This window comes from Haladaptatus pallidirubidus (assembly GCF_020700235.1).
In the GTDB taxonomy this organism is placed as follows: domain Archaea; phylum Halobacteriota; class Halobacteria; order Halobacteriales; family Haladaptataceae; genus Haladaptatus; species Haladaptatus pallidirubidus.
This window is the reverse complement of record NZ_CP085301.1, coordinates 1590166-1614294: the sequence shown is the minus strand read 5'-3', so window position 1 is coordinate 1614294 and position 24129 is coordinate 1590166. Positions and strand designations below refer to the sequence as shown.

General features: G+C 50.6%; 25 protein-coding genes and 1 tRNA gene. 17 read left to right on the top strand and 9 right to left on the bottom strand.

The annotated features are described in order from the left end of the window. Positions 1 to 53 precede the first annotated feature (53 nt). A complete protein-coding gene (locus LIX15_RS33635) occupies positions 54 to 254 on the bottom strand; it encodes a VNG_1110C family protein (RefSeq protein WP_425556760.1) in 201 nt (66 codons plus the stop codon). Positions 255 to 452: 198 nt separating this feature from the next. On the opposite strand from LIX15_RS33635, the gene LIX15_RS08855 reads away from it, so the two are divergent. Next, positions 453 to 716 (top strand): HalOD1 output domain-containing protein, encoded by a 264-nt coding sequence (locus LIX15_RS08855; protein WP_227773380.1) that lies wholly within the window; start codon positions 453 to 455, stop codon positions 714 to 716. A 314-nt stretch (positions 717 to 1030) separates the two neighbouring features. On the opposite strand, the gene LIX15_RS08850 is transcribed toward LIX15_RS08855, so the two are convergent. Beyond that, positions 1031 to 2113, bottom strand: coding sequence for a lysylphosphatidylglycerol synthase transmembrane domain-containing protein (locus LIX15_RS08850; RefSeq protein WP_227773379.1), 1083 nt, complete (start codon positions 2111 to 2113; stop codon positions 1031 to 1033). Positions 2114 to 3122: 1009 nt separating this feature from the next. After that, complete coding sequence (locus LIX15_RS08845) at positions 3123 to 3404, bottom strand: hypothetical protein (protein ID WP_227773378.1); 282 nt, start codon at positions 3402 to 3404, stop codon at positions 3123 to 3125. An 801-nt stretch (positions 3405 to 4205) separates the two neighbouring features. Between LIX15_RS08845 and LIX15_RS08840 the strand changes: the two genes are divergently transcribed. Then, a tRNA-Thr gene (locus LIX15_RS08840) sits at positions 4206 to 4279 on the top strand. Positions 4280 to 4662: 383 nt separating this feature from the next. Here the strand turns inward: LIX15_RS08840 and LIX15_RS08835 are convergent. Beyond that, positions 4663 to 4800 carry a SprT-like domain-containing protein gene (locus tag LIX15_RS08835; RefSeq protein WP_227773377.1) on the bottom strand — a complete coding sequence of 46 codons (138 nt, stop codon included), beginning with the start codon at positions 4798 to 4800 and terminating at the stop codon, positions 4663 to 4665. 110 nt (positions 4801 to 4910) lie between these two features. Here LIX15_RS08835 and LIX15_RS08830 point away from each other — a divergent pair, with 110 nt between their 5' ends. Both LIX15_RS08830 and LIX15_RS08825 read left to right on the top strand, forming a co-directional pair. Continuing rightward, positions 4911 to 5150 (top strand): amphi-Trp domain-containing protein, encoded by a 240-nt coding sequence (locus LIX15_RS08830; protein WP_227773376.1) that lies wholly within the window; start codon positions 4911 to 4913, stop codon positions 5148 to 5150. 545 nt (positions 5151 to 5695) lie between these two features. After that, positions 5696 to 6541, top strand: coding sequence for a mechanosensitive ion channel family protein (locus LIX15_RS08825; protein WP_390185051.1), 846 nt, complete (start codon positions 5696 to 5698; stop codon positions 6539 to 6541). A 191-nt stretch (positions 6542 to 6732) separates the two neighbouring features. Here LIX15_RS08825 and LIX15_RS08820 read toward each other — a convergent pair whose 3' ends face one another. The 3 genes from LIX15_RS08820 to LIX15_RS08810 all read right to left on the bottom strand — a co-directional run bounded on the left by LIX15_RS08820 (position 6733) and on the right by LIX15_RS08810 (position 9989). Then, positions 6733 to 8001, bottom strand: a complete 1269-nt coding sequence (locus LIX15_RS08820) for a DUF7504 family protein (protein ID WP_227773374.1) — start codon at positions 7999 to 8001, stop codon at positions 6733 to 6735. Positions 8002 to 8542: 541 nt separating this feature from the next. Continuing rightward, the gene (locus LIX15_RS08815; RefSeq protein ID WP_227776874.1) at positions 8543 to 8995 is read right to left on the bottom strand and encodes a DUF389 domain-containing protein; all 453 of its coding nucleotides are present in this window, start codon (positions 8993 to 8995) and stop codon (positions 8543 to 8545) included. A 46-nt stretch (positions 8996 to 9041) separates the two neighbouring features. Beyond that, positions 9042 to 9989 carry an acetamidase/formamidase family protein gene (locus LIX15_RS08810; protein ID WP_227773373.1) on the bottom strand — a complete coding sequence of 316 codons (948 nt, stop codon included), beginning with the start codon at positions 9987 to 9989 and terminating at the stop codon, positions 9042 to 9044. A gap of 115 nt (positions 9990 to 10104) precedes the next feature. On the opposite strand from LIX15_RS08810, the gene LIX15_RS33630 reads away from it, so the two are divergent. Together LIX15_RS33630 and LIX15_RS08805 are read left to right on the top strand one after the other, a co-directional pair. Further along, the gene (locus LIX15_RS33630) at positions 10105 to 10317 is read left to right on the top strand and encodes a hypothetical protein (RefSeq protein ID WP_425556763.1); all 213 of its coding nucleotides are present in this window, start codon (positions 10105 to 10107) and stop codon (positions 10315 to 10317) included. Positions 10318 to 10410: 93 nt separating this feature from the next. Further along, positions 10411 to 10833 (top strand): hypothetical protein, encoded by a 423-nt coding sequence (locus LIX15_RS08805; RefSeq protein ID WP_227773372.1) that lies wholly within the window; start codon positions 10411 to 10413, stop codon positions 10831 to 10833. Here LIX15_RS08805 and LIX15_RS08800 read toward each other — a convergent pair. Further along, on the bottom strand, positions 10830 to 11207 hold the full coding sequence (locus LIX15_RS08800; RefSeq protein WP_227773371.1) for a hypothetical protein: 378 nt from the start codon (positions 11205 to 11207) through the stop codon (positions 10830 to 10832). The genes LIX15_RS08805 and LIX15_RS08800 overlap by 4 nt on opposite strands. 891 nt (positions 11208 to 12098) lie before the next feature. On the opposite strand from LIX15_RS08800, the gene LIX15_RS08795 reads away from it, so the two are divergent. The 7 genes from LIX15_RS08795 to LIX15_RS08765 all read left to right on the top strand — a co-directional run bounded on the left by LIX15_RS08795 (position 12099) and on the right by LIX15_RS08765 (position 16793). Then, positions 12099 to 12536, top strand: a complete 438-nt coding sequence (locus LIX15_RS08795; RefSeq protein WP_227773370.1) for a DUF5518 domain-containing protein — start codon at positions 12099 to 12101, stop codon at positions 12534 to 12536. Between the two features lie 278 nt (positions 12537 to 12814). Next, on the top strand, positions 12815 to 12976 hold the full coding sequence (locus LIX15_RS08790) for a hypothetical protein (protein ID WP_227773369.1): 162 nt from the start codon (positions 12815 to 12817) through the stop codon (positions 12974 to 12976). Positions 12977 to 13041: 65 nt separating this feature from the next. Beyond that, positions 13042 to 13707, top strand: a complete 666-nt coding sequence (gene tenA, locus LIX15_RS08785) for a thiaminase II (RefSeq protein WP_227773368.1) — start codon at positions 13042 to 13044, stop codon at positions 13705 to 13707. After that, positions 13704 to 14435, top strand: a complete 732-nt coding sequence (locus LIX15_RS08780) for a TenA family protein (RefSeq protein WP_227773367.1) — start codon at positions 13704 to 13706, stop codon at positions 14433 to 14435. The genes tenA and LIX15_RS08780 overlap by 4 nt, the downstream gene beginning before the upstream one ends. Continuing rightward, positions 14428 to 15753 carry a divalent metal cation transporter gene (locus LIX15_RS08775; protein WP_227773366.1) on the top strand — a complete coding sequence of 442 codons (1326 nt, stop codon included), beginning with the start codon at positions 14428 to 14430 and terminating at the stop codon, positions 15751 to 15753. Before LIX15_RS08780 ends, LIX15_RS08775 begins: the two co-directional genes overlap by 8 nt. Then, positions 15750 to 16301: a hypothetical protein gene (locus LIX15_RS08770; protein ID WP_227773365.1), complete on the top strand. Its 552-nt coding sequence runs from the start codon at positions 15750 to 15752 to the stop codon at positions 16299 to 16301. The genes LIX15_RS08775 and LIX15_RS08770 overlap by 4 nt, the downstream gene beginning before the upstream one ends. Positions 16302 to 16562: 261 nt before the next feature. Next, positions 16563 to 16793, top strand: coding sequence for a ribbon-helix-helix domain-containing protein (locus tag LIX15_RS08765; protein WP_227773364.1), 231 nt, complete (start codon positions 16563 to 16565; stop codon positions 16791 to 16793). 263 nt (positions 16794 to 17056) lie between these two features. Here LIX15_RS08765 and LIX15_RS33975 read toward each other — a convergent pair whose 3' ends face one another. Then, complete coding sequence (locus tag LIX15_RS33975) at positions 17057 to 17173, bottom strand: DUF8118 domain-containing protein (protein ID WP_486327116.1); 117 nt, start codon at positions 17171 to 17173, stop codon at positions 17057 to 17059. A 168-nt stretch (positions 17174 to 17341) separates the two neighbouring features. Between LIX15_RS33975 and LIX15_RS08760 the strand changes: the two genes are divergently transcribed. From LIX15_RS08760 to LIX15_RS08745, 4 genes are all read left to right on the top strand, one after another. Next, entirely contained in the window at positions 17342 to 18424 is a 1083-nt protein-coding gene (locus tag LIX15_RS08760; RefSeq protein WP_227773363.1) for a TAXI family TRAP transporter solute-binding subunit, read from the top strand. Between the two features lie 21 nt (positions 18425 to 18445). After that, positions 18446 to 20815 carry a TRAP transporter permease gene (locus tag LIX15_RS08755; protein ID WP_227773362.1) on the top strand — a complete coding sequence of 790 codons (2370 nt, stop codon included), beginning with the start codon at positions 18446 to 18448 and terminating at the stop codon, positions 20813 to 20815. 280 nt (positions 20816 to 21095) lie between these two features. Continuing rightward, the gene (locus LIX15_RS08750) at positions 21096 to 22664 is read left to right on the top strand and encodes a long-chain-fatty-acid--CoA ligase (protein ID WP_227773361.1); all 1569 of its coding nucleotides are present in this window, start codon (positions 21096 to 21098) and stop codon (positions 22662 to 22664) included. Between the two features lie 115 nt (positions 22665 to 22779). Then, positions 22780 to 23919: an acyl-CoA dehydrogenase family protein gene (locus LIX15_RS08745; RefSeq protein ID WP_227773360.1), complete on the top strand. Its 1140-nt coding sequence runs from the start codon at positions 22780 to 22782 to the stop codon at positions 23917 to 23919. The last annotated feature ends 210 nt before the right edge of the window (positions 23920 to 24129 follow it).

Genomic DNA, 24129 nt, shown 5'->3' with positions numbered 1-24129 from the left:
ACGAGAATCGGTCAGTGGTCAAGAGAGATATCAACGTACTTCTCGAACTCGGTTTACAGGATTTCGACTCCATGTGATAGGAGCCATGTGCGTACCTTCGGGATTTCACAGGGACTACCGATGAGACGAACGGCATCATTCTCTTCAGAAATCGTTATCATGAAATTATGTTCAAGATGACTACGATGGTTGCTGGCCTCCTCTTTTGGAAGGACGATTTGTGTATGGTCACGGAATACGCTGGCGGCCACCATTAGTTGCATAAATCAGTGCGTCTAAAAAAGAGTGGGTTTTGGACGTAAAGATATGCGCAAAACAATGTCACTCGTTCTAAATTGTATCTCCAAAATAAATCTATGATTCAGAAATTCGAACAAATGGCAGAGAATGGTTCTCTCGGCAATCCATGCTAGATACTGCCCGAATTGGATCGTCATACATTCCCAGAGGCAATGAACGGGCCATCAGATTCGCCATCATCCCCATTGATACGCACATCACAAAGCCAGTCAGAATCGATTATTACAGCTATCGTCAGTGCAATTGAACAGATGGACAGAGACAAACCGGACACCCCACTGTACGAGGTTATTGAACCCGATGCACTCGAAGCACTCTATGAACATGGGAGACAACGAGTTGAGTTTCAGTATGCCGACTACCAGGTCACGGTTCAGCCCGATCAAACTATTCTCGTGTCCGAACTAAACACGTAGACTGCTGGGGATTGATTTCATTACGTAGCGTACATCAGAGTCACTCGAAACCAAGCCTGATCAGTGACCGTTGCCTCCTTGGTGCGAAATGATCCACTGCACTCACTACAGCAGTACTGTTTTAGGTTGCGGACGGTCTTCGAGCGCTGATACCGGGCAATCCGACCGCCACAGTCCTCACAGACGAGTCACCACTTCGGCGCAGCGAAGCGTTCGTAGTACTGGGAGGTATCGAGGGCGTCGGTCCAGCGGGTGAACGTTTGCCCATGATCGGCTTCGCTGAACTCGTCGTACTGCCATGCGTGAAAATTCGATTATGAGGATTGGTTTTGCCGAAAATGCACAACCTGGCCGATATTGATGAAATACATCGAATACATCCAACCAAGTACGAGGATGCCCCAAAAGCTGAGAAGTCGATACAGGAGAACGACTCCTCCAGCAGTTCCTGCATCCACGCCGGTCAACACGATAATCATCGCTCCCAAGATGACCTCAACACCACCAAGGCCACCAGGGAGTGGAACAACTCGTGCAACGCCACTCGCTGGGATCAAGAAAAGGGGAAGCAGTATCGAGACATGCTGATTAAGCGCGAGAAAACTCGCATAGAGTGGAAGGCAAAAACAGATCCACCCAATGACAGACCATCCAAGTGCGAGTGCGATCTGCCGGCGATTCTCCAGCACGAGATTTACTTCGGTCGAATACGAACGCACTCGTAATCGAAGGTACGTACGAATAAATCGAATGCGAGTCTGTACTAGACGGATTCGAAGGTGAAGACGCTGCGTCCGATTCTCACTTAGTGCACGCAGCAGTGAGAACATTCGAACCCCCACTACCGTTAGCGGATGTAAAAGCAGGTGCTTGTATCGATACAGCGTGGTCGTGGCGGCCAGAAATCCACCTGTGAGAAGGATCGCGATTTGGAGAGAAGGAACGGGGATAAACGCCGTAAGAGATTGACCTCGAAGAGCAAGGAAAACCAATCCGATAACCCCGAGACTGAGTGCTGCAGTGAGGTTCAATACCTCGATTACGAGTGCCACGCCGAGCGTTTGATCCCGATCTGTGCTCATTTCAGATGAGACGATGTGGGCGAGCAGAAACGGGCTGCTTGCGCGACCAATCGGGACGATTTGTTTGGCAAAAAAACTTGCGAGGTATGCGCCTCGAAACCGCCATCCTCCGATAGGGGTTTCCGAACAATCGAGGAGACAACGAACTGCCTCACTCCAGCAGAAAAGAGCGACTAAGACGATAGAGAAGCCGAGGACGAGAAACACTGAATTGGCGCTAGCGAGTTCTGCACGGATTTGGCTTCCACCGACAAAGTATCCGAGAAGACAGAGACTGAAGACTACGAACAGAAATCGAACTATTTTCTGATTCATATTATACTAATAATGAATTTCGATGATAATACATCGTATTGAGCCTACATAAAGATGTGGACGGTAATGAGTTCGCGAATAAGGATAAGTAACGAATATGCTCTCGATTAAGTGACTAGTACTGACGACCAGTGGAACGGTAGAGGGATCATACCACCCAGCACTCCAGAGATTACTTAATTGCGGAATTTCGTGCTGACCGAACCGGCCGTATATGGGAGTATCTGGGATGGAACTGATTAGGATCTGTTGAGGTGAGAATAGATGTCACTACCGAACAGAACTCACGAAGCGGTGAACAAGAGCAGAACACACCATATTCGACGAACGGGGGTGGAATTGAATCACCGGGGCCACAACGTGGCCGCCATCATGTCTCCGACCGATGGTGCTTCTACCAACAAGCAACCCGTTCTCGTGAAACGGTGCGTGGTCGTACCAGCAAAACCACGCATCAGGCGTGGGGCATCAGACGTGGCGTTTATTCGTTGACGATGTTCGAGCGTCGTAGGACATGACGACCTGACTGGTGTAGTACGACGCTCGTAGCTTTTCTAATGGGTGCGTTGGGTATTGTTATGTGGTGCTTGACGATGAGGTAAGTGATAATAGAACACAGCAATATTTACAGTGTATTAACTATTGAAGCATTTATGAATTATAGCGTATGAAAGTATTACATGCTGGAAACCTTCATTAGTTCTGAAGTCACCTCTTAATCCATGGGAAAGTTAGTAGCTATAACGACTGATAACAAGGAGATCGAATGTCACAATATAAAAGAAGGAGACAATGGATTACAACTTCGTAACGAAGAAAATGGTATTGTTGGATATATTCCCTACGACCGTCTCTGCTACGTAGAAACAACGTAAGCGAATCACGAGGATCACCCCGACAAGTTAGAAGGACTTCGTGTGCTCGTCTGTAAGGAAATGGACGAACAGCAAGTCGATCTTTTATCTGAGAACGCGACTGAAACCACTGTTGCTGGCGGATGAGTGAAAAGTCACTCGTCGTCTTGCAGAGCAGTTACAATCGCTTCTAACTCTGTTTTCCGAAATGGTTGTGAAGTCTGGTCTGGACTATCGTCGTCCAGTTCGCCGATTTTCCACAGGATACCAGCCCGCATCTGGGGTTTAGAAGGCAGATTGTTCGTGTCGATATCGTAGTTCACAGTCGTACAGAGGGCTGCAAGGGCTTCTTTGGTGAAAGCCGTCGATTCTATACGTTCGTATCTCCCGACAGTCTGTCGAATTTCATTGCGGAGTTCGTTGACGGTTTGTGTCATAGAGGCACTGATAATGGGAATTGTTGTGTAGGTTCTGGTTTCTTCTTTGATGAAATGATCCTTATTTCGTCTACAATGAGGTAGTCGTAGATTGCCACCGTACACGCCGTCTTACTGCCGACGTATATCGTTCATCCCTACTGCAGTCTTATTTGTTCTCGGGGGCACGCTAGAATTCACAGTAAGGAGCCAGTAGTCGTACCGAGACCAGACGTTAGCTGTTGGTGTGTCTGAAGCCCTGTCTGGAATCGCTGAATAATCTTCGACTGGTGTTCTGGACATGCGATGGGTACAATTGCTCCCTCTTGGACAGGGACTAGGGATTGGGCCGCAGTATACGATGCAAACCGACAGCCAGGACACGAGATACCACCAGCGGGGTGGTGATGGAGGAGCGTCGCTGTGTCGTTAGAGGTTAGTCCACAGATCGATGTGAACTGCTCAAGATGGTCATTACAACCGAGAACAGGGATTCGAAGGTGATCCAGAAGGAGAAATGACACGGCCTGCTGACTATCAGGGTAGAGAGCAGACTGGCATGCATCACAATCGATCGCCGGTTGATCGTCAGTACTCTCCGACTGTGATTGCTGAAAATCTTCGGGTAGCATTTATGTAGTGTGTCAGACTGCGATACGGATAAGTGATTGGGGCTTCCATTGTAATGAAGCTGAGCGGCAAGCTAACGGTTCGTTCGGGCGCGGCGACAAAATCAATTACAGCGGGGACATTCTAACGAGAAGTGCCACCAATGCAGTTGAAAGGGAAACCCATTTGCCGGGAGAGCCAGATGAAGAAACTGCCTTGGTAGCTCAGGTTGGCAGAGCAACTCCTTTGTAAGGAGTCGGTCGAGAGTTCAAATCTCTCCTAAGGCTTTCACTCCGGGTTTTCCGCTTCTAGAGAACGGGGAAAGTTTCGCGAGGATTGTCTGATGTTAGTATGAGTTACTAACCATGACGCCTTCTACATTTCAAACAAGGGCGATGGAAGTGGCTCAAGTAGAAAGCGATAGTCCGTGAAAACCTTCCTCGTATCTCCTCTTTGGCGCGAGAACTACGTAAACGGAATTCAGCCAGTGACTATTGCCTTCCCCGACACGAAGCAACCCACCACACTTGCTACAGCTGTACTGCTCCGGGTTGCACACCATCTTCGAGCGTTGATACCGAGCACTCCGACCGCCACAGTCCTCGCACACGAACTCCCACTTGGGTGCAGTGAAGCATTCGCAGTGCTGCGAGGTATCGAGGGCGTCCATTCAGCGGGTGAATGTTGCTCCGTGATTGGCTTCACCGAACTCGTGGTACTGCCAGGCGTGAATCATTTCATGGCGCGCGGTTGCTCTGAACTGGTCCCAGCCGTGTTGTTCATAGGCCTTCCAGGTCAGCGATTGCATTATCTAGTATATTCAACCAGCAATCATTCGTTGGTGACGCCAGACAGTGGCTTGGAACCGAACTACTCGCCCAAAACATCTAACCGAGTGATTTGAGATAGCTACTCACGATGTCTGAAAAAATACTCAACGAGGAGAAAATCTCGCGAGAAGAAGTCGCTGATCGATTGCAAGCAATTGCAGATGAATTTCGAGAAGGTGGAGACGCCAACATCGATGTCGGGAACAAAACGGTGACGCTCTCACCAGCAGACTCTGTGGCCTATGAAATCGGCACTCGAGAATTGTCATCCGTACTTCGCGGAAGTCGTGAATCAGTGACCATTAAACTGGACTGGAAACCCGAATAGCAGAGCGATTGTAGGGATGATTAAAATTGAAATAAAACATGACTATAATATAATTTTATCAGTTCAAAATAGTATATCGGTCGTCTAGTCAGTCTGAACCGAGATACAGCAAAAGCGCTTAACGTCTGTTCCTCTTGGTTACGTGGTTCTATTTCAGCAGATTAGTATTGCTCATTGGAGCAGTGCTGAACACCGCCCTTGCAGACCAAACGGAAACAGCAGGAACAGACAGAAACACGGCAACGATCACTCACTCGAGATGAGATGCTCAATATTTTCGACTCTTTCGTAAACGAGTATTCAGACACTATGAGCGAATGGAATCTATGGAAACACCAACCGATGAAGCATTCTTGAAGTCGATGACGGATCGACCTAATCAAGAAAACGACGACAACTGATGATGGCGAGCAGTACGAAATTTGAGTGCGGGGAACGAGAGTAATGAAAGGTCCGAAGAATAATGTGGGCAAAACGTTCATAAAACGGCTCTTCGATTGTTGATTCGAATCATGGTACTGAATTTAGTGTTGGATAGGGGTTCGATGATCCCACTGCAGGCAAGTAACACACTCTCAACTTCGTCTATTGTCAGTAATTATGTCATTCCCGCTGCACTGTTCCTCGTAACACTCGTTGTCGTGTACTTGATCGGGCGGAGCGTCCTCATTCCATTGATTAGCCGAGTGCTAAAAGAGCAAGGACATGACCCAGCTGTTCGGAGCCTCGCCGAGAATGTGGCTGGGGTTCTCGTTTGGGTCCTTGCCATTGCCCTCGCATTCACGGTCGCTGGCTTTGGTGGGGTGATTGCCGCATTTGGTGTATTTGCTGGTGCTATTGTCCTCGCGATCGGGTTTGCTGCACAGGAACTCCTTGGTAACTTTGTTGCTGGAATCTTTATCCTCAAAGACAGGCCATTCACGATTGGGGATTGGATCGAATGGAGTGACGGCGAGGGAGAGGTCGAGGATATCGACCTACGTGTGACCCGGGTGCGAACGTTCGATAATGAGCGAATTACGGTTCCAAACGATGATTTGGCGAATGATGCGGTGAAGAATCCAGTTGCCTATGACAAACTCCGGCAGAAATTCGTCTTTGGGATCGGCTACGATGATGATATCGATCACGCAAAAGACGTGATTCTCGACGAGGCACAAAAACACGAAGAGATTCTTGCAGACCCAACACCCGATATTCGGGTGACTGAACTCGCTGATTCGTATGTTGGATTGCAAACTCGGTTCTGGATTGGTGAACCGGGGCGAGGGAACTTCACGCGAATTCGGTCAGAATTAGTGCAGGCAGTGAAAGAGCGGCTTGATGCCGAGGCAATCGATATGCCGTATCCAGTCCGAACGCTCGAAGGATCGGTTGAGATCTCGGAGTAACTTGATACGACCTGACATCATTCTTCTAACAAAGAGTCTATTTTACTAGTTTTCGCCGATACATGATCGAAAATATCGATGACGAATTCATAGAAATATCTTAAAACAAATCACTACGTCCGGCAGCAATCACATCTGGAGCACAGGAAGACGATAGCAACTATCAAATGGTGAAATTACACTTCGTTTCGCTACCTACGCTCGATTATTGTGAACCACTCTGTCGTATATCCTGTTTGTGGAAGAATCCATCGTTGCTTGGGACCGCGTTCACTTACACGAAGCTCAATTACTGCGTCGAATATGGGTTCAATTTCATGTACTGCAAGCGAGTCCCGATCATGCGGAAGGGTGTAATAGCCAAGTCCCTCAACACCGCGAATAGCACGACCGATGGGAGTTAAAAACGACCCTATGTCGATCGATGTCGCTTCTATCACTGGCTGTAGTGAGTCGACGTAGACCTGTATATCAGTAGATCGATTATCTCTTATGAGATCATCCTGCATTGCTACTGATTGAATGAGGGTGTTTTGGAGATCGGTCAGAGTTCCACTGATCGGTGTAATTTGGACTTTTTCTTGTGGACTGCTTGTTGGCGCAGCTGTTGATCGTACTGCTGTTTGATAATCAAAGATCTCAATGTTGCTCGGCCCTGGCTGAACTGGTGTCGCTTGGCGTTGAAAGGCGGTCGGAGTGCGATCGAGTAAAGCAACTAAATCATGGCGGATCGAATCAGGATCGTTCATGAGATAGGCACGTTCAGCGTTGAAAACATCACTAGGAACGTCCCCGACGACCAAAATGTTCCCACCCTGCTCTTTGAGTTGTGCAAGTTCAGACTGGAGTGTAATCACTCCATCTCCTGAAACGGTGACGAAGTACCCCTCAAATCCGAACGAGACATAACCATCTGTTCGCGGAGTACCGTCAGCCAAAGGCTGGAAGAGCTCGTTGAGCGCATCTGTGTTGATCCGATCGGCGAGTCGTTCTGTCATCTCTTGAGAATTAATGCCAATCGCATTAGCAACAGTGAGGACAACCTCTGTCCCGAGATCATCGGTTGGTGCATACTCGTATGAGATCGCATCTGTTGATCCGAATGGGGCGCCAGCGAATTCAGTCGCCAATGGAAGATCTGCGTCAAGTTCTGGAACGAGTGGCTCGTTAGTAATGTAGATCTCATCTGGTTGTTGAATTCGGATCACATGATCTTGCCATGAGAAGATGACTTCAGTTGAGGATTGGTGAGAAGGATTAGAAGTAAATATTTCGTTGAGGGCTTCGGGGTTAATCACGTTGTAAAGTGGATCAAGTGTGCGTGGATCGGTATCCAGAACAGTTCCCATAGCTTCACTAAGCTGAATACTGAGGGTATCGGTGGTTCCTTCGGTCGAACTGAAGTGTTGACAATGCTTTGGCTGGAAGATCTCGCGTATCGTGTGCTGCTCGCTGGTCATAGGAGTATAGGTCTATCGCGTTGCACAATTGAAAGCTTGTTGGTGTGAGCTGTGGTATCTTGACTCTTTGTGGTACCTGAGTAAGTATTACCTTTAATAGACTTGGGATTTCCATACTGCATTTGCGATCCTTAGTGACGCTTGCATCAGTAGTTGGTCTCACTTCTCAAAATCATCTTGTGAACTACCCCGCCCTACACGCTTCGTGCGGCACGAACTGGGCTTCCTGTTTCCAAGACATGCTTGGCAGGAGCTAATTTTACTACTGTGGTTTTTATTCCCACGCTCGTATAATTCGATATTAGATAGAGTGATAAAAACAGGAAATGTCGAAGATATCCTCATTTCTTTCTCAATTGATGTCAAAGCCACCAGCAAGACAGGGACAAACTCCTACTGCAGCAACCCCTTGGGAGGTACCAGAGCCGTCGGCTGTATCCGGTCATCTGTGGATGTCTTAACGTTTTCACGGATGATGACAACGGAGGTATCGATATTGGTTTGGTGTTTAATTTACCGACGAAGTGCATTTGCAGCCCGGTCATTGTTCGTTGCGACTCGTAGCACAACTTGATCGGGATGGCGAGAGAACAGTTTCGTTTGACTCAACATCCATCGACAGGACGGTGAGTCCGCTTTCTTCGGCAGTTGTTTTGACCGTTGATTCAAATTTCGCATTCCGCTGGAGATCGACCGACGTGACCACCAGAAAGGAAGAGAGCACAATAACCCCCAGGGTTAGTACTGCAATTCGTTTGAGTGTAGTACGCCGAACAAGATCCTCTTCAAACCAGTGATCAGGGCGATAGCCACGTATCGAGAGCACAGCCAAACTGGCGAAGTTGATCGAGAGAATGTTGACCAACACGAGAATTCTAGCGCTTACGACAAGCACGGGATCACCATAGGCAATTCCGAGACCGACTACAGCAGCGGGTGGAATGAGAGTGGCTGCAATCATCACTCCAACCAATGGTGCACTTGCGCCGGCGATGAGAGCGCACTAGCTGCCCCTGAGCCAAGCGCAAGAACCTGCGGTGTTATCGGTTCGGGAAGATCGATCGGGGAACGTACGCCGAGACGACCCAATTCGGCTTATCGACGACCTCGTTGATTTTCAGGTCAACAATTGCTGAACATAATAGATATGCTTCCGTTCGTGTCAAGTCGTGGCGCTCGTGCAGATAAGTTATCATATGTCGAGTGGCCTTCTTTGTCGCGTCCATCAAATTGTCGCTGATACCAGTCGTCGCATACATACACTCGTCACCACCTGAGAAGGGTCCTGCCGTCTCAAACTGCGGCTGTTCGATGTTCATATCCGAGATGAGTCGGAGCCGCACGGTTACTGTCATCGACGCTTCGATACCCGTAACACAAACTTCGCCATCGCCTTGGGCAGCGTGGCAGTCGCCGATACTAAACAGTGCCTCATCAACTTCGATTGGTAGATAGAGCGTCGAACCTGCTGTGAGATGCTTTACATCGAGATTTCCCCCGACACGACGTGGTGGGATCGTGCTATGCTTCCCCTCTGCAGCGGGTGCAACGCCAAGATTGCCAGGAAACGGAGCGAGCGGGACTTCAATTCCGTTGGTAAACCGCCCGATATCGTCGTCGAGCTCCCAGACGTGCAGACCGGGGTCGGGGAAATCCTCGGGGAGCAATCCCAATTTCTCCTCACCGGGGTAAAAGTACGAAAAGCCAATCCCCTCGTGCTGGAATTCGAGAAGTTCGACCGCAAGTATATCTCCTGGCTGGGCATCAGCCACGGCGACAGGCCCAGTTAATGGGTGACCAGTGGAATCGTCTGCGAGGGAATACACGTCGGCAACAGTCGACGTTGCGTCCAACCGGTTGTTCGTTGCATCGCGGCATTCAAATGTCACAATATCATTGGACTCGATTGTTTGAACTGGTTCGTGATCACGACTCCAGGTTGTATGGATATGCTCATCTAATGATGTAATGTGGTGGTCGGAAGCCATTTGTACGGGTCGTGGTGTGTTCTCGACTAATATAAAATCGCAGTGAATAGTACTACCTATTGGTGCACTTTATAGCGCTCTCCCTTGTTGTCGGGGGTGAAAACGCACGCAAGGGATTCGGTCGTTACTCAAACGGTTCTTTGGTGCGATTGGTGCGCTTGCACTTCTCAGTCTAATCGTGCACACTTTCGTTGAGGGATTTCCGTTCATGGCTCAGACCGCAGCTGGTGGCCAACCGGAGCCAACTGGGTGGCCAACAGGGATTGCGTTCTTCATTGGTGGCTTTGTGGTTCTTCTAGCTCTTTGGTGGCAAGCATCCCAAGACTGAACGATGTGTTCGGTAAGCACAGAATCACGTGATGACTGAAAATCGATTTTCAGTCTCGCAAACATTCATCTTCTTTCTCGACGAGATACGGGTATGCTGTTTAGCGAAAGCCGATCGCTCACCACGGGTTCTGACCGACGAGATCACTTTCGGACCGTCCTCATTGCAATTGGACTGTTTGTGTGTTCTGCTGGGTTTCTCTCTGTGGTAAAATGGTTTGACTTGACTATATTCCATTTTCTTCGTTTAGAGTATTTTGCGATCGGTCTTCTTGTTGGCAGTGAGGTACTTGCTGCCAATGATCACAGTCTCCGGCGCGTCTGGATATTTTCCTTTGCGCTCGCAGCAGGGTTTGGCATCCATCTCGCTGGCATGGGAATCACTGGTGAAATGCCAGGCCTTCCGTTCCGGATTCTGTGGGCAATCAGTGTTGGATCCGTGGTTGCCGCTGTTCTTGGGACACTGGGTGGACTACTCGGGATGGGTCTTTTCCGGTTATCCACCAACGTCCCCTAGTGTTGGGCTGGTGGATTTGCCCATTGTCGGTATTTCCTATGGGCGCCAACCCTGACTCCAAGAAGAATCAGTATGAACGATACAACAATCAGGATGCTCTCTAAGTCAGTATAGGCAGCAATCACCATCAGCCAGATGCTTCCCGATAGCGAGACAGTGGCAATCCATTGCCATCGTTCCGTGATATCACGATCAGGAGTCAGTACATAGATCATAAGTGCAAAAATGAAGAGGTTCTGCCCATACTCAGCAGTATTCGGCCAGTAAGTTGTGCCGAGTAATTGATCGCTTATCACCAGACCGGTACCGATAGTGGCGACACCGACCGTTGCATAGAAGAAGATCCGGAGAGCCAGGGTGCCACGAACAGCCATTCGGGTATAGTCAATATAGTAAATAAATTATTCTCAAAACCAATGAGACGAACTCCCTCAGGTTACTGATTCAGAGGGATGACTCCATCCAAATTCACGCCGAAGTTGAGCCCACCCACGATTCCAGACGAGCCAATAGCCAGGAAGCAATCCGACTAGTAACGCGCCGAAATAAAACATTGGTCTGGACAGTTGCAACTGCGGAATTAATGTAACGATGAGAGCGGCAAAAACGTGGGCAGCGAGGTATGTGCCAAGAATGCGTTCGCGGCGGTTAGCTGGCTCAGGACGCCCTCCGATCTCACTGCGATGGAGCAGGTATCCAATAATCAACGGGAGAAATGCGGTACAACAGACGGCCCAAAGAAGAGCTGCGTCGCTACCCCGAATGGAGGCATCAAGATAGACCCAGTATCCTAGGAGTAGTGTACTGAGAGCAGGGAGCCAGAAAAACGTAAATCCAGTTATGAAGAGATTTGAATCCATATTCCAAATAAAAGTGGTAAGAATAAATAACTAGCGGGCGTCATATCGATGAGTGTTGCATAACATGATATGGCACCGGACCGCTCTCTTACTCACCTACCCTATTCACTTGGTCCAATTCGACTGACGGAAGTGTCGCTTATCTCGCTTCTTATCGGATTCCTCTTGGTGTTTATCGCGATCCAATTCTTCGCGTTTACGTTCCGTGCTGGCGCTTTGTGGGCGTCTATCCTCATTATATACTGGGACTCTCAATTCTTCTAAAAGGCGCTCAGTTTAGTGGAGTTCGCCTCCGATAAATCCGCACGGTGAACTCGTCACCTTACTTGTTCTCGTCTATTAAAGACACGGAACGTACGCATGTTGATAGTACTCCCACCCCATGTGTAACCTAGGTCATATAGTATGGTGAAATTCAATCAAACAAATAGGACGTCGTCAGAGTGGAAATACGCACTTAATGGTGGAATCATATCTATTCCACTGACTGTTGGATACAATTGGTTCTTTGAACCAGAGATCTACTCGCTCATAATGGCGACCATTGGGGGAATAATTGCAGGTTATCTGGCGAAACGTAACGCACTGAGGATATATCGTACGGGTATCGGTGCTGGAGCTATTGGTGCCACTCCAGCACTGTTGATGGCGTTCAATCCTCTCTCTACTATTGCCACCAAATGGCTTGGGTCTGGTGCAATTGTCTTTACGTTTATCGTCGTCCCCGTGGTTGCACTGGCTATCTTGGCCATCGGAGCTGTATTGGGTCTCATCGGAGGCGCAATCGGTGATTGGTTAGCTACGAAGTTTGGCAATCGAAACGCGTCACACCCTACTACGTAGTGCAGCTTATGGATCAACCGTCACTTTACCTGTTTGCTATCTATTCGAGAAAGAGATTGATGTGATATAGGTAAAAATGGAAGCGGTAGTTCGTTCGGCAGATCCTTTCGTCCTGTCCTCACGCACGACCAACACGGGAAGTCATCGAGGCCATCGCAGTCACAGTCTTCTGGTTCGGCATCGTCTTTGTCCTCCGACGGAAATGCGTTGGGCGTCTCGTCGTTAGTTGCGTTCTCGACAACAGCCAGGTGTTTGCAGTAGGCGTTGCGGTGGACGTGATGCAGGCACGTACAGGCCATCAGTTCCTCGGTCACATCGTCGGTGAAGACTATGAACTGGTGGTCTGTGGGCTTTTCGTGGTTTTCATTGGTGACGTCGACCAGACCGAGGGCTTCGACATCGAAGGAGAATTCGTCGGCCGGGGGGTATTAATAAACTGAGTAATCACACCCATAACTAGATTATATTACCAAGTTATATTGGCACGGGGAGCTCATCGCTAGCTATGAGCTTTACGAGTAATCTCGAGGAAGACGCCGACCCAATCTGGGATGCCATCCTGGAACATCCAATAGTCGAAGAGTTAGGGGCAGGGACCCTTGATAAAGAACCATTTAGATATTGGGTCAAACAAGACTATATTTACTTGATCGACTACGCGCGAGTATTCGCCCAGGGTGTGACGAAGGCACCCGACCTCGAACGGATGGGTACATTCGCCGAACTCCTCGATTCGACGATCAACACAGAGATGGACTTACATCGCGAGTATGCGGCTGAATTCGACATCTCAGAAGGGGAATTAGAAGCTACTGAACCGTCGCCCACTACAAGGGCGTATACTGACTTCCTCGTTCGTACCGCGTCGACAGGGACGTTCGGCGATCTCGTGGCTGCACTCTTGCCCTGTATGTGGGGCTTTAACGAGACAGGAAAGCGACTCGCAGAGGCGGGATTACCCAACGATGACCGGTATGCTGCGTGGATCGAGATGTACGCAGGCGATGAGTTCACGGAACTGACGACGTGGTGTATGGAGTTGATGGATGACGTGGCTGAGGACAAAAACGAGGCCGAGTGCGACCGCTTTCGGGATCTGTTTCGTACGTCTGGGCGCTACGAGTATCACTTCTGGGATGCCGCTTGGCGACAGGAGGAATGGTCAGTATGACTCGCCATGATACCGGGGCTGCGAATATTCCCGAGACCTTTAAAGAGTATACCAAGGTGCACGAGACACCTCGATTCACAGACTGGCTTCGTAAACGTGCGGAACCCAAGTGGTCAAATGCAACGACCCATCGTTTTACGCGTGAACTTGGAAGGGGAGATCTCGACGATGAAGTCTTCCAACAGTATCTCGTACAAGACTACGCCTTCGTCGAGACGCTTGTTGGCGTCTTCGGACACGCTGTTGGAGATGCACCGACTATGGAATCGAAGTCACGACTCGTCGACTTTCTTAAGATACTCACTGCCGACGAAAACGATTACTTCGAACGTTCTTTCAAGGCACTGGACGTCCCCAAAACTGAGTACGTCGATCCTGATTTGACGCCTACAACGCAGGCCTTCGAAGATCTCCTAAAGCGGGCGGCGAGAGAAAGCAGTTACGCCGAGACGCTTGCAGTTCTTGTTCCCGCGGAATGGACCTACTTGGAATGGGCCACCCATGTCAAAGATGATTCACCCGCACAGTTCTATCTCATGGAGTGGATTGACCTCCATGCTAACGAGGAATTCAGGGCCTTCGTTACGTGGCTCCGAAATGAACTCGATCGGGAAGGAAAAGCTGCATCACCTCGCCGTCAGCGACGGATAGAGCGGCTCTTCCAACGAATTGTGTCACTTGAAGTCGCCTTCTTCGAAACGGCGTACGAACAACGTAAACATGACTGAGACGCCAACTGATGTGACCGCCGTCGAAGGAGGGACGGTTCGCAATTATCTGAGCGAGATGGGACCGTCGTGGGTTGCGGGGTCAATCGCTGCAGGACCTGCAACGATGGCGAGCCTAATCGCCGCAGGTGCGCGTTTTGACTATGCCTTGCTGTGGGTCGTAGTTCTCTCCGCGGTCGCGGGTGCGCTCGCGCAGTATCTTGCGATGCGTCTGGGTCTCCTTTCCCAGCAAGGAATCGTCAATATCGTTGAGGAGTACCTTGGGAGATGGTGGTCTTGGGTCCTCGTTATCGATGTGGTGATCGCAGCTGGCGTCGCACAGCTCGTGATCATGAATACTGTCGCTTCCGTCTCCTCGACAATAACGGGAATCGATGCCAGGATATGGGGCGTAACCTGGGCGTTGATTCTCGCTATCGGTCTCGCAGGGCGAGGGTATCGCTTTATTGAATTCGTGGTGAAGCTCCTCATCACTGCGGTTGTCCTCACATTTGTCGCGTCACTGTACGTCGTCCCGCTTGACCTCGGGAATGCGGCTCGAGGACTCGTCCCATCACTTCCATCTGGTAGTGCGGTTGTGGCGGCGGGCATCCTAGGTGGTGCGGTTCATATCACATTGATCACAATGCACTCTTACACGATGCGAGTCCGCGGATGGACTGACCGTGAGTATGGCCTCGCAACCTTCGACATCGTTGCCTCGATGCTCATTGCGTTCGGTATCTACAGCGTTGCAATTTTTCTTGTCACTGCTAGCGTGATTACCGACCCCAACCTGACGACCGTGAGTGCGGCTCAGGCACTCGGTCCGCTCATTGGGTCGAGTGCAAAATGGCTCTTCTTATTTGGGCTCGGTGGTGCGGCGGTCTCAACGCTCGGTGGAAACACGATCGTTCCGCCGTTCCTCGTCGCAGACAAACTTGGCTGGGGGACAACGGTAGAAGATTCCCGGTATCGGGTTCTACTCGCCGCAGTCGCCTTGCTGTCTGCTCTCGGCGCATTCATTGGGGGAGAAGTCATCGGGCAGCTCGTGCTTGTGCTCGCGCTCGGAACGGTGGGGACGCCGTTCGCCATCGCTGTCGTCTTGTACCTCCTGAACTCCGAGGCAGTATCTGAATCAAACTCGGTTTTAGCCAACAGTGGGGGTATGGCATTACTTTTCGTCTCCGGGTCGCTCGCGGCGAACTTCGTCCGTGAACAGATTTCAGGTGGTATCAATTTGCTGTCGGGATTTGTTCTGGTATTCGCCATCGTCATCGGGATAGCGACAATTTTGCTGATCGGGAAGTATATGCACGAGGAGGCAGCCGTCACGTGACCGACGTCAACTTTCCACTCTCTGGTTCAACCCTAATTGTTGGCCCCTCTCAGGTCGGCAAGACTCGGCTCACCGCCTTGGCACTCAACGCTTGGATTGAAACTGAGAGTGTTGAGGGAGTCGTCGTTCTGGAATTTGCGCCGGAGGTCGAACACAATGGATGCCTGCTTGGCGGCAGGCTTGACCGCTATACGACGATCCCAGATGGGGTGTGGTGCGCCATCCTCGATGCGCACGCTCCTCGAACCGACAGCGAAACTGATGAGGAGTCGGTCGCACTAGCCCGCGACAATGCCGAGCGAGCGGAACGAATTCTCGATGAGGCTCCCAAACCTCGTGTAGTATTTGTCAATGATTCTACTATACCGTTTCAGCACGCGGGATCTGATCTTCAAAAGTTCACGACCTATTGTGCACACGCAGAATGCGTAGTGATGAACGCTTTTGAGAGCAATGAACTCGGAACAGACGACCCAGTCTCGCGTTGCGAACGTGAGGCTCTAGAAATTCTCCATGAATGGGCCGATCGAACGATTTCACTAGAGTAGATAGACAAGATCTCTCTCACAAGTTGGCCTGACCGCCTAATATGGAAGTTCCGGTCAGCTCGAAGGTTCAACATTGAAGCTGAAGAGTTCTCATTGTGCGCGTTGCTGTGCCGTCAGTCTTACGGGTTGCAGATGGATTGTACTTATGGATCCCAGGGATTGTCAGGAAGAGAATAAAAACAGCAAGAACCGAGAAATAGCACTACTACGCATCGAGAAAGTAGCCCGAGAGTTAATCTGTCTCTAGAACAGATTGTGTCTATGGTCACGCTTGAGGTAGCCTTGCCTGACCGTATCGAGAGTGACATTGATCGCCTTATCGAACAAGGTGATTTTCTGAATCGAGAACAAGCGATCGAAGAACTTCTCTCACTGGGGTTATCGGCCCAGGAAACCGGCGATGAATCCGAAGAGGAGTTGGATGAAGATCTGTTTACGCAAGCTGTCGATGAGCAACAGGATCCGGCCAATCAATACAACGATCCGCTCTAACCCTCCTCTCGGGAAGAGGAGCTAAGACTGCCTTCCATTTCGAGTTTAATGAGACGATCGAGTTTTTCGATTCAATTGTTTCGACTGACTGGTCTGGGGAGTACTCTGGTGCTACTTCCACCGCGTGCTGGTACGTACGGTCGAGCAGGTCGCGGTCAGTCGGCAGGGTGTCGTCGCGTATCCGGTCGAACTATCCACGCGTTCGCTAGGCAGTCACATCGGACAGCGTCGTTTGACGTGACATAAATGGAAGAGTAAATGGGTTAGCAGCAGTCGGAGAGTGCGCTCTCCCGTGTGGCTTCTGCGCCATATCCGTCACACTTCCAGTAATTGTAATCGACGTTTCCATACTTGTTGTAGCCAGTGTATGGGCTACTGATACGCTCGTCGTCCGATGGGAGTGAGGTGGATCGCAGAAGTCATTGAATCCAGTATATGGATATGTTCGAGGAAACTTCCCATTATATAGATTAATAAATTAAAAGTAAAATTCAGTATGGTTACTATCATGGGAGCATATTTAACGCATGAAAGATTAACAGTTTGGTATGCGAGATCATGCCAAAAGCCCGAATGTGGCGAAACGAATGTTTCTCAAACGTTCCGCCGGAGTAATTGGAACGGCAAGCCTGACGGGACTGGCTGGATGTTTCGGAAGCAAAAATGGAGCGAAAGGAAGTTCAAAGCAACCCGGAGCGAACGGGAAGATGGTAATGAAGACTGCCTCTGAAACGACGTCGGCTTACTCAATGAGCCAGGTCATTGCCTCGGCTGTCAGCCAAAATTCTAAGATATCGGTCGATGCCCGACCAAGTCAGGGAACAAATAGGAACGTCTCGGAAGTCATCAATGGGAAAACAGAAATCGCATACATCCAGAATTGGACGGCAAATAAGATACGCCAGAATGAAAAACCATTCAACAACCTCAAATACCAACCGCATCAGGTGTTCCACCTATACGACCTAGCGTGGTTTCTGGCGACGGCGAACAATGGCTGGAAGAGCGTGAAGGATATCAAGGTTAATTCGAACGTTTCGCCGACTCCAAATGGATCCGGAACTGCAGAGATGCTTGAACACGCACTGAGTTTTGTTTCAGACGACTACAAACGATCAAGTGTGAGCTACGGTGATCAGGCGAGTGCAATGAGTGAGGGGCGACTGGACGTCGGTGCCGCGACGTACGTGAATCTCTCTACCGAACCAGGATGGCTTCAGCAGATGAAAAGCACAGTTAATCTCCGCGTGCTTAATTGGCCGAAGAAAACCGTTGAGAAACTAGAGGCCGATCCGGCCATCGTTATTTCAGACATTGACATGAGCCAGTTTGACAACTACGCATACAAGCCTAAGACGCTCAGCACCCCGACGCTAGCATACAACTTCATTGTTCGTGAGGATCACGACTACGACACGCTCTATTCATTCCTTGAGACGCTCTGGACACAGCGCAAGAAGCTTCAAAAGCAGACTAAGCTCCTTACACCAATGGCCACACGCGATGCATGGGTAAAGAACGCGTACGCAGACTTCCCGTTCCACCCCGCCGCTGCAGATTTCTACGAGGAGAAGGGGCTCTGGTCGAAGGAGTTCGAACGGGGAAAAACCAATAAGAAGTCCTCACAGTAGAACACCTTCGTTCATCCAGTTATGACTGAAACTACCGACGATCCGACGACCTCGCCCCGTAGCCTGCAGGAGTCCTTCACTGCGCGTTCGACCCCAGAAAAGGCCTTATTGTCAGTTGTGGTTCTTCTCGCAGTTGGGTTGACAGCCTACACTATCTATTACGCTTGGGCCCGGCCTTTCACGCAAATTATTCACGGAATGATATTTCTTCACCTTGGACTCGCACTATATTACTTACACTTGGCTTTTGAGCGGCTGACAAAAGGCTCATCTGTGGTCGACGGTTCAATACTGAGTCGATTCAACGAGTCTATTCAACTACGCTACGTTCAGCTCGATATAATCATATGCCTCATAACGGCGATCATCACAGGAATCACAGGCTATTACTTCGTGACGGAGTACGGACGACTGACGGGCAACGCAATACTCCTCGGGTATTCGAACACCGATCTTACCCTAGGGCTCATCGTCGTCGTAATCGTTCTCGACGCCACACGTCGGGCCTACGGTTGGTCTATCGCATTAGTAGGTGTTTTCTCCATCATATACGCGCTGTATGGTGCGTATTTCCCTAGCTTTCTCAATCATACAGGTCTGGGGCTGCGAGACGTGACGCTGTACGGTGCAACCCAGATCGAGCGCTCCGGGGTGTACGGATTCATAACCCAGGCCGGTGCAAAGTACGTAGCCATTTTCATCATGTTCGCTGGGCTGGCTAGAGCCTACGGCATTCTAGACGTTATCCTTGAATTGAGTCAGCGACTCGGAAGACAGCTCCGCAGCGGCATTGTCCACGTCGCTGTCATCTCGTCGATGGCGATGGGTTCTATCACCGGCAGTGCAGCGGCTAACGCCGCGACAACCGGGAGCTTCACCATCCCGATGATGCAACGCCAAGGTGTACGAGAGGACTACACGGCCGCCATCGAAGCGGTCGCTTCGAGCGGCGGGCAGATCATGCCACCGGTCATGGGTGTCGCCGCGTTCCTGATGGCTGATTTCATTGGTGTTCCCTATCTCCGCATTATCCAGGCCGGACTCTTTCCCGCGCTCTTATTCTATTTCAGTGTGACTATTGCGGTTCAGTTCGCGGTTCTTCGTTATGAGTGGATTAGCGAAAAGGCCAATGGCACCGGTGGGTTGCTCAAGGTCATCTTCAGCAAGAGTGCGTTTCTGATTGCCACCTACTTCGCCCTCTCTGTCGGCGCTTTCTACCTGGCACGTCAGATTTTCGCTCTCTCGCTGCTCGTCGCTGGTGCCGTCACTCTAGTGGCGCTCCTCTTCGGTCGATACGTCCATAGCTTGACCTCCGGGTCAGATGAGGGTGGTTGGTCGGATCTACAGACCGCCGTTGCGGGGTTCTGCCACGGTCGATACTTCTTCATTCCAATGGCAGTCCTCGTGTACTCGCTGGCCGTCATGCAGTTGTCGGCACTAGCCACCGGTTTATATACTGTGGTGACACTTATCGTTGTCATGTACGTCCGTGACCTCACTCTCCTACTGATAGCCGGCACGTCCGACGATGACTGGGTGATCGCTGGCTACGACGGGGCGGTGAGTGACTCTAGCTCGCCTGTAACTACCGTCCCACGACAGCTGTTTGTAACGACAATAAAGACCCTCCGCGGATTCAAACAGGGTGCGCTCGACATGGCTCCGCTCGTTGGCGTGCTTGCAGCGATGGGGGTTATCATTAAGATGCTTACTCAGACCGGCCTATCCGGGAAAATCAGCCTCCGAATGGTTGCGCTGGCCGGCGGCCTTCTCGTCATTGCGCTGTTCCTCGCGATGTTTACGAGCATCCTCTTCGGGCTAGGGATGCCAACTCCGGCCGCCTACGTCCTGGTAGCAGCCTTATTAACCGCGCCGCTCCAGGAGCTCGGCGTCGCGAAGATAACGGCACACCTCTTTGTGTTCTACTTCGCGATGCTATCGGCGATCACGCCCCCGGTTGCCGTCGGGGTGGCCGTTGCCTCGCGCATCGCCAACAGCGGATTTCTCGTCTCTGCGAAACAGGCACTTCGAATCGGCGCCGCCGGATTTCTCATCCCATTTGCGCTTGTCGCGAACGATAGCCTCGTTACTTGGACACTGACCGGGACGCCGATAGCCGCATTCTGCGTCTTTATTGGAGTCGTCGCATTGACTGCCGTCACCATCGGGTTCGATGGTCGGCATGTGCTCCAGCTTCCGCATCGGCTCGTTTACCTCGCACTGGCGCTGGGATCAATGTACGGATCGGTACTCTCTCAATTTGTCGGCGGAGGCATCGCGACGACAGTACAGTTGGCAACGGCGGTGCTCGCCCTTTTAGGGCTGAGCCTCGCTCATATAGACCGACTCCCAAGTGCTGTCACACCCAGAGCAGAAGTTGGAGACCGCTGAGTATTTGTTCACCAACTAAACATTTTCTATTATTAAATTTCGTTTGTATTAAATCGGTTTATAACAAAACGACGGCCTATTCGGTAACGATCCACTCTCACCGTAAAATCGAAGCAACCAATCATTATGTTAGATGGTTAACGAGTATGAATTTGTTCGTTGGAAATTCTCGTTGACCTTGCATCGGCTGATTGCCGACTCCGCTGGAAAACCAACTGTGCAATTCTGTTTGAATAATCGGGGAATTTTTCTTCTGAGGCCGAGACTATTCGATACTGCCATGACAAACATTGTCACAACATTTGCAGAAACAGTTGAATCTACAGCTGACTCGGTGGCCATCTCGTTCGACGGTACTGAGTTCACGTATGGAACCCTCTGGAATCGAACTGGGCGGTTTGCGGCTGCCCTTTCTAACCAGGGGATTGGTGAAGATGACCGGATTGCGGTCTATCTTCCGAATCTGCCGCAATTTGTGACCGCGTTCTATGGCGCGCTCCGCAACGGGAGCATCGTCGTTCCGATGAACCCTCAGTACAAGGTACAGGAGATTCGTCATCTCCTCGCCGACAGCGGCGCGAAAGTCGTCGTGACGCTCTCCGGGAACGTTGAGGCGGTTACTGAAATTCAGCCAGATACTGACGTTGAAACGGTTGTTACCGTTGGGAAAATGGTCAACAATGGGACAGACTTCGAGTCGTTCTTGGCCGACGAGACGAAAGAGGTCGTTGAACGGAAAGACGACGATATCGCTGTCCAGCCCTATACGTCGGGAACCACAGGAGCTCCAAAAGGGGTTCTCCTATCCCACTATAATCTTACATCTAATACACGGTCGAATATGACATTACTTGATCCACCTATCAGCACAAATGACCGGCTGATTGGAACGCTTCCCCTGTTCCACATCTACGGAATGTCCGCTGTCATGAACGCTGCCGTGTTCACAGGTGCGACGTACTACCCAGTTGCCGAGTGGGATCCCCAGGTGGTTTTCGATTGCATTGAGACCAACCGCATTACCGTTATGTATGGTGTCCCAGCGATGTTCAATGACATGATCAACCAGCCCAACGCCGATGACGTTGACCTCTCGTCACTACGGTTCGTCAACTCTGGTGGTTCCAGCCTCCCGCTTGAGGTTCTCGAGCGGTTCGAGAACCTGTTTGGTGCTGAGTTGTTCGAGGGCTATGGTTTGACCGAGACCAGCCCGGTCACTCATGCAAACCAACCAGATGCCCGCCGGAAGGGTAGCATCGGCCAGCCGATCGAGACGGTTGACGCCAAGATTGTTAACAAACAATTTGAGGAACTTCCACGTGTCGCGGAAGGGCCGGTTGACGAGGATGTGGTCGCACTTGACGATGTGGTTGGCGAACTGGTTGTCTCCGGGCCAAACGTGATGGCTGGATACTACGAGTTGCCCGAAGCGAACGACCAAGTATTTACTGAAGCAGACGGAAAGCACTGGTTCCATACGGGGGATCTCGGCTACTGGGATAAGGACAACTACTTCTACATTGTCGACCGTGAGAAGCACCTGATTATCTCTGGCGGCTACAATGTCTACCCCCGCGAAGTAGAGGAGGTTCTCTATGAACATGAGGCAGTCGCTGACGCGGCAGTGATCGGTATAGAGGACGACCGCCGTGGTGAGACAGTCAAAGCACTCATTGTCCCAGCACCAGGGTATGAACCAGGTATCGACGTGACCAAAAACGAGATCCGCGAGTACGTTCTCGCCAACTTGGCCGAATATAAACACCCACGCATCCTAGAGTTCTGTGAGGAACTGACACGGACCACAACCGGCAAGGTTCAGAAGTACGCTCTCCGACAGAAGGAGTAAACGGCGTCCATCGTGCCGACGATCCTCGCTACCGTTGATCGCCAAGGATTGATCGCAGATGTCTTGTTTCTAATGTATCAGAATTTACTTTACAACGGAATTCGATCTTATTGATATGGCGTATCAGCTATCTGATGAACATCGTGCCATCCAACAAGCCGTTCGTGAGTTCGGCGAGAACGAAATCGCCCCAGTCGCAAAAGAACATGACGAGAAGGGAAGTTACCCTGAAGCAATCCGCAAGAAGGCAGCGAAGTACGACTTTGTCGCCCCGCATATCCCAATCAAGTACGGTGGTGCAGGGATGGGACTTCTATCGGCAGTGCTCGTGACCGAACAGCTTTGGCGAGCTGACCCAGGGATTGGAAGTGCTGTCGGGAGCGCCGGGTTTGGGACGAACATGATCATTAAGTACGGCGATGAGTGGATGAAGGAAGAATGGTTGCCGAAAATAGCAGCTGGCGAAGCAGTCTCGTACTCCGCTATCTCCGAACCAGCACATGGATCGAATGTTGCTGGTATCGAGACGGTCGCCGAGACCGACGGCGACAGTTATGTGCTCAACGGTAACAAAATGTGGATCACGAACGGAACCGTGGCCGATGTCGGTCTTGTGATGGCTAAAACCTCCCCAGACAAGGGCCATCGTGGTATCACCGCTTTCCTGATACCGACAGATCTTGACGGATTCTCTACCGAGAAGATAGATAATAAACTCGGTATCCGTGCCTCTGACCTCGCAGAGGTTATCCTCAACGATGTTCGGGTCTCTGAGGAGAATGTCATTGGAGAGGTGGATAAAGGGTTCTACCAGTTAATGGATTTTTTCTCACACGGTCGCACCCGCGTCGCATCTCAGGCAGTCGGAGCCGCTCAAGCAGCCCTTGATGCCGCATTGGACTACGCTGGTGAACGTGAGCAGTTTAATCAGCCCATTGGTGAGTTTCAGGCTATCCAGCACAAGCTTGCTGAGATGGCAACCAATGTTGAGGCAGCACGATCGTTAACGTATTGCGCCGCCTCCCAGGTTGAGAATGGTGATGATGACATCGCCGCTCGCTTTGCCAGCATGGCGAAACTCTTCGCTTCCGAACACGCCGTTGATGTCGCCGACGAGGCGATCCAAGTACACGGTGGTGCTGGGTTCGTCTCTGATCATCCAGTCGAACGGTACTACCGCGACGCTCGTATCACGAAAATATACGAAGGAACAAGCGAGATACAGAAAAATATTATAGCTGACCGCTTGCTGTAGGAATCTAATCCCTCACTGATCCGAAACGAAGCTATTGAAATGGAATTAGATTATGCAGTCTTTACAGCTCATTTTCACACGCTCCCACACGGGAAATCATTAAGATCGTCACAGTCACAATTCTCCGACGTTGTATCGTCTGCCATCTGTGCGTGTTGCTGTGCCGTCTCGTCAGCGTCACGGGCCGCAGATGGTTTTGTCCTCGCTATC